Here is a 4,850-nt window from a genome sequence, read left to right as displayed (position 1 = left end):
GATTTAGATGATTTTGATTTATTAGTGAAAGATAAAAGTTTGGATGGTACACCTGGCGGCATTCCGGCTTATGCCAAATATACTYTTGCCGGGAATCCGGTGCCTGCCAATGATCCCGATCCGATTAATAAAATAGCCGATGCGGATATATTGCTCTTCAAAAGCAATGTTAAGATTCCTTTTTATCAAAAGGTAAAAGTGGGCTTAGAACTGAGTAAAAAGGATGGAGGAACAGAAGTTATTTTAACCAAGAATTTGCCAAACCCAATGCCCGAAAAACAAGCGGGAGAGGACAGTAGAATATATGTATATGTTTAAAAATAATTCATGATGATATGGCGCTAACATATAAACATCCAGGAGTATATATTGAAGAGATTTCGACAATACCCCCATCTATTGCACAAGTAGAAACAGCAATACCAGGCTTTATCGGATATACCGCAAAGCGGGAGAAAAACGGCGTGGCTTTCGCTATCAATTCTCCAGTGCGTATTACCTCTCTGTTAGAGTTTGAAGTTTTCTTTGGTGGTGCCTTTCCGGAAGTACTGGAAGTAACCATTAATGAACCCGAACCGGGTAAATTAATACCAAAGATTGATGTTACTCCGGCCACAACAGTTTCTGGCTATATCTTATATTATCATGTAAAAATGTTTTACGAAAATGGGGGTGGCCCTTGCTGGGTTGTTTCGGTGGGTGACTTCGAAGATACACCAGATATAACAAAGTCTGAACTAAAACTTGGTTTACAGGCCTGCGAGCGGGAAGATGAAATTACACTCCTGCTGATCCCCGAAATTACAGCTTTAACTTCAGGTGCTGATATTAAAGAATTAAACGATGCCATGCTGGCACAATGTGCCAAACTGCAAGACCGTTTTACCATAATGGATACGCCACAAGCAGGCTTAACAACAGCTTATTTAGTGGCCGATAAATTTAGAAATGATTTTGTAAGTGCAGATAACCTTAAATACGGAGCCACCTATTATCCACAGATACAAAGTGGAGCCACTTATAACCGGGTAACTGACGAAAACATAAAAATTGCAGCCGATAACCGTGGCGGAAGTAACCTGGGTATTTATAAGAAAGTTGTAAATACCAAAAAAGCAATTACCAAAATTGTTGAAAAAGATGCGGTTACTGCAATAAAAGCCACAGGTACAATAACCATAGGGGGTATTACTTTAACCGGGCATTCTATTGCCATAGCAGGGTTTAGCTTTACTTTTGGAGGTACAGGCGGCATTGTAATTGGTGCCGACGAAACCGCTACAGCAGCAGCTTTAAGAGCCGCAATTGCAGGTAATACCGATTTAATGACTTTGGTAGATGTTGTTGCAAATTTAGCTGTAGTAACCATCACTGCTAAAGCAGCTGGCAATGCCGGAAATGCTATCCCCATTGTTTATGATCCAAAAGGAAATATCCCTCGCATAACCTTAAGTGCGCCATTTTTAAAGGGTGGGTTTGATAGCAACGATTTTGCCTTATTCAATCAGATAAAAGCAGCGCTTGATGCGTATACGGTTCCACTTTATCCTTCGGGTATAGTTGCAGGTATTATGGCCCGGGTAGATAACGAACGTGGTGTATGGAAAGCGCCAGCCAATGTAAGTGTGCTTACGGTTGATAAACCACTGATTACAATAAGCGATGAAGAACAAGATTACCTGAATGTAGATGCAACATCAGGAAAAAGTATTAATGTAATCAGAAAATTTGCAGGTAGGGGAACCTTGGTTTGGGGAGCCAGAACATTGGCCGGGAATGATAATGAATGGCGCTACGTGCCCGTAAGGCGGCTTTTTATTATGGTTGAAGAATCGATAAAGAAAGCCACGGAGTTTGTGGTTTTTGAGCCCAATGATGCCAAAACATGGATGCGGGTAAAAACCATGTGCGAGAATTTCTTAAATCAACTGTGGCGACAAGGGGCTTTGGCTGGTGCAAAACCTGAAGATGCATTTTTTGTAAATGTAGGTCTGGGCATCACCATGACGGCTCTTGATATTTTAGAAGGACGGTTGATTATCGAGATTGGAATGGCAGCAGTTAGACCAGCAGAATTTATAGTTCTTAAATTTTCTCACTTATTAGCAAAATCTTAAAATTATGGCAACTAATTATAAAACCCCTGGCGTTTATATAGAGGAAATAAGTAAACTGCCTGCATCAATAGCACCTGTAGAAACGGCTATTCCAGCATTTATGGGCAGAACAGAATTTGCTAAAGATGAAAATGGAAACAATATTCTGCCTACAGGAGGAAAATTACCAACGCCCATCCGCATTACTTCATTTCTCGATTATCAAAAGTATTTTGGTGGGGCCAATTCTGAAACTACTGTTTTCGAAACCAGTGGAATCCCCACAATAACCGATACAGAAGTTGCTGGTAAGGTAGTAAAACGCGTAATTACCTGTAATGCTAAAAAGAGTGCCACAAGTGGTAAATACATGTATTATGCTATACAGATGTTTTATGCAAACGGTGGTGGCCCTTGTTATATAGTTTCATGTGGCGATTACGATGTAGCTTCAACCATTACAACCGTAAAAGCTAAAGCCTGTTTAGATGCAATTGCAAAAGTGGATGAACCAACCATGCTCATTTTTACAGATAAGCATACTTCATTTGGTGCTACTTCGGGTTATAAAGATGCCTATGATTACGCTTTGGCACAATGTGCTAAACTGCAGGATCGGATTGCAATTTTTGATGCCTGGGTACTATCCGATTCTCCCTTTACCGATGCAGGAGTGATTAGAGATGATATCAGTGCCGATTATTTAAAATATGGTGCAGTTTATTATCCTTGGTTACAAAGTACTTTAAGTTATGGCTACAACGATTCTATTGTCGTAAAACATCTGGTAAATGGCGCTAACGGACCATACAACGATGCAACCTTATCAGCCATAAAAGCAATGGATTTAAATACTTACCGTGCTTTAACAAACGAGATGGATAAAAACGTAATTGATTTACCACCATCGAGTGCTGTTGCAGGTATAATGGCCAGGGTTGATAACAATCGTGGAGTATGGAAGGCACCTGCCAACGAGAGTGTAAAAATGGTTACTGGACCATCATTAAAAGTGACCGCACAACAACAGGAAACACTAAACATAGATCCAACTACAGGTAAATCAATAAATGTAATCCGCTTTTTTACTGGCAAAGGCACGTTGGTTTGGGGTGCCCGAACCTTGGCTGGAAACGATAACGAATGGAGATACATTTCAGTAAGGCGTTTTTACAATTTTGTAGAAGAAAGCGTTAAAAAAGCCACGGAATTTGTTGTTTTCGAACCAAATGATGCCAATACCTGGCTGCGTGTAAAAGCCATGTGCGAGAATTTTTTAAACCAGCTATGGCGCCAGGGTGCATTGCAGGGGGCAAAACCCGATGATGCCTATTTTGTTCGCATAGGCTTGGGTGTTACCATGACTTCCCTTGATATTTTAGAGGGTAGAATGAATGTGGAGATAGGTATGGCAGCTGTGAGGCCAGCAGAATTTATCATCCTGAAATTCTCACATAAACTACAAGAATAATTCATCATAAATTATAAAATTATGGCAAATACTTATCCATTGCCGGTATTTCACTTTCAGGTGGAATGGGGCGGCTCGCGAATTGGTTTTACAGAAGTTAGTGGTTTAACGGTGGAAACCCAATCGATAGATTATCGCGAAGGAAACTCACCAGAATACCATGTTACTAAAATGCCGGGAATGCAGCAGTACACTGCGATTTCGATGAAAAGAGGCATAACCAAAGGTGATAATGAACTTTTTCAATGGTTTAACACCGTTAGTTTAAATAAAATAGAACGGAGAGACCTCACCATTAGTTTGCTGAACGAAAGTCACGAACCGGTGGTGGTTTGGAAAGTTAGGCAGGCCTGGCCATCAAAAGTAGACGGACCAACACTAAATTCTACCGGGAACGAGGTTGCTATAGAAACAGTTGAGCTAGCACATGAAGGTTTAAGCATCGAATTTACCTAGGTTATATGTTCTCTATATCCAATTCACCATCGCCAAATCCTCCAGTTGGTTTTCATTTTCTATTGCAGATAGAGGGCTTATCTTATGATGGCGTAGACGATATAGGTTTTACAGATGCCACCGGTTTAGAATCGAGCATTGCTACCGAAGAATATAAGGAAGGTGGAGAAAACCGTTTTGCGCATAAACTCCCAACGGCAGTAACCTACAGTAACCTTACGCTAAAGCGTGGTTTATTGTTTAACTCTAAAGCAATGCAGTGGTTTAAAGAGTGTGTAGAAAGTTTTACGTTTAGCCCGAAAGATATCACCTTGATTTTGCTTAACGATGAACATCAACCCTTACAGGCCTGGAATTTTGTTAATGCATATCCAATTCGGTGGTCGATAGAAGGTTTTAACGCACAACAAAATGGCTTGGTGATCGAAAGTATCGAGTTTGCACATCAATATTTCAGGCGGGTAGAAATTTAAAGTACTAAAATATGCCAGTAGAAATTAGAGAATTAAACATTACCGCAACGGTAACCAACAATGTAGCCGGATCTACAGTGCCAGGCAGAACCGGTCAAACAGCTACAGATAAGAAAATGAAAAAGGCATTGGAGGAATTGAGATTACAGATCAAAAATAAGAATGAGAGGTAACTATGGCTTTAAGTCAGCTTCATGATGAATTGGGTAATTTAGAAAAACTCGTAATAGATGTTTATTCTGACAATAACTTTTCGGGTTCGCCAATCGAAACCTTTAAGGTATTGTATAATCCCAATACTTATTTTATCGATTACAAAAATGAACTCGATCATGATGCGCCTGTAAATGCTGC

At 40.1% G+C, this 4,850-nt stretch carries 7 protein-coding genes; all 7 read left to right on the top strand.

Translation table 11 applies throughout. The features are described 5' to 3' along the window. Positions 1-318 (top strand): hypothetical protein (locus AC1DPQ_RS17740; protein ID WP_477610400.1); only part of this gene is annotated, 318 nt, incomplete at its 5' end. 17 nt (positions 319-335) lie between these two features. Continuing rightward, positions 336-2,117: a phage tail sheath family protein gene (locus tag AC1DPQ_RS17735; RefSeq protein ID WP_477610399.1), complete on the top strand. Its 1,782-nt coding sequence runs from the start codon at positions 336-338 to the stop codon at positions 2,115-2,117. Between the two features lie 4 nt (positions 2,118-2,121). Continuing rightward, complete coding sequence (locus AC1DPQ_RS17730) at positions 2,122-3,567, top strand: phage tail sheath family protein (protein ID WP_477583694.1); 1,446 nt, start codon at positions 2,122-2,124, stop codon at positions 3,565-3,567. Between the two features lie 21 nt (positions 3,568-3,588). Continuing rightward, entirely contained in the window at positions 3,589-4,023 is a 435-nt protein-coding gene (locus AC1DPQ_RS17725) for a phage tail protein (RefSeq protein WP_131031004.1), read from the top strand. 5 nt (positions 4,024-4,028) lie between these two features. Next, positions 4,029-4,496 (top strand): phage tail protein, encoded by a 468-nt coding sequence (locus AC1DPQ_RS17720; protein ID WP_029274652.1) that lies wholly within the window; start codon positions 4,029-4,031, stop codon positions 4,494-4,496. A gap of 11 nt (positions 4,497-4,507) precedes the next feature. After that, positions 4,508-4,669 carry a DUF5908 family protein gene (locus AC1DPQ_RS17715; RefSeq protein ID WP_477610398.1) on the top strand — a complete coding sequence of 54 codons (162 nt, stop codon included), beginning with the start codon at positions 4,508-4,510 and terminating at the stop codon, positions 4,667-4,669. Positions 4,670-4,671: 2 nt separating this feature from the next. Beyond that, a partial coding sequence (locus AC1DPQ_RS17710; RefSeq protein ID WP_477610401.1) for a CIS tube protein occupies positions 4,672-4,850 on the top strand: 179 nt, incomplete at its 3' end.

Source organism: Pedobacter sp. 01T416_2, assembly GCF_056398925.1.
This window is presented reverse-complemented; position numbering and strand designations above follow the sequence as displayed.

What these genes read in the sequence shown, in the direction of transcription:
- AC1DPQ_RS17735 (WP_477610399.1), top strand. Translation starts at nt 336, where the DNA reads ATGGCGCTAACATATAAACATCCAGGAGTATATATTGAAGAGATTTCG.
- AC1DPQ_RS17730 (WP_477583694.1), top strand. Translation starts at nt 2,122, where the DNA reads ATGGCAACTAATTATAAAACCCCTGGCGTTTATATAGAGGAAATAAGT.
- AC1DPQ_RS17725 (WP_131031004.1), top strand. Translation starts at nt 3,589, where the DNA reads ATGGCAAATACTTATCCATTGCCGGTATTTCACTTTCAGGTGGAATGG.
- AC1DPQ_RS17720 (WP_029274652.1), top strand. Translation starts at nt 4,029, where the DNA reads ATGTTCTCTATATCCAATTCACCATCGCCAAATCCTCCAGTTGGTTTT.
- AC1DPQ_RS17715 (WP_477610398.1), top strand. Translation starts at nt 4,508, where the DNA reads ATGCCAGTAGAAATTAGAGAATTAAACATTACCGCAACGGTAACCAAC.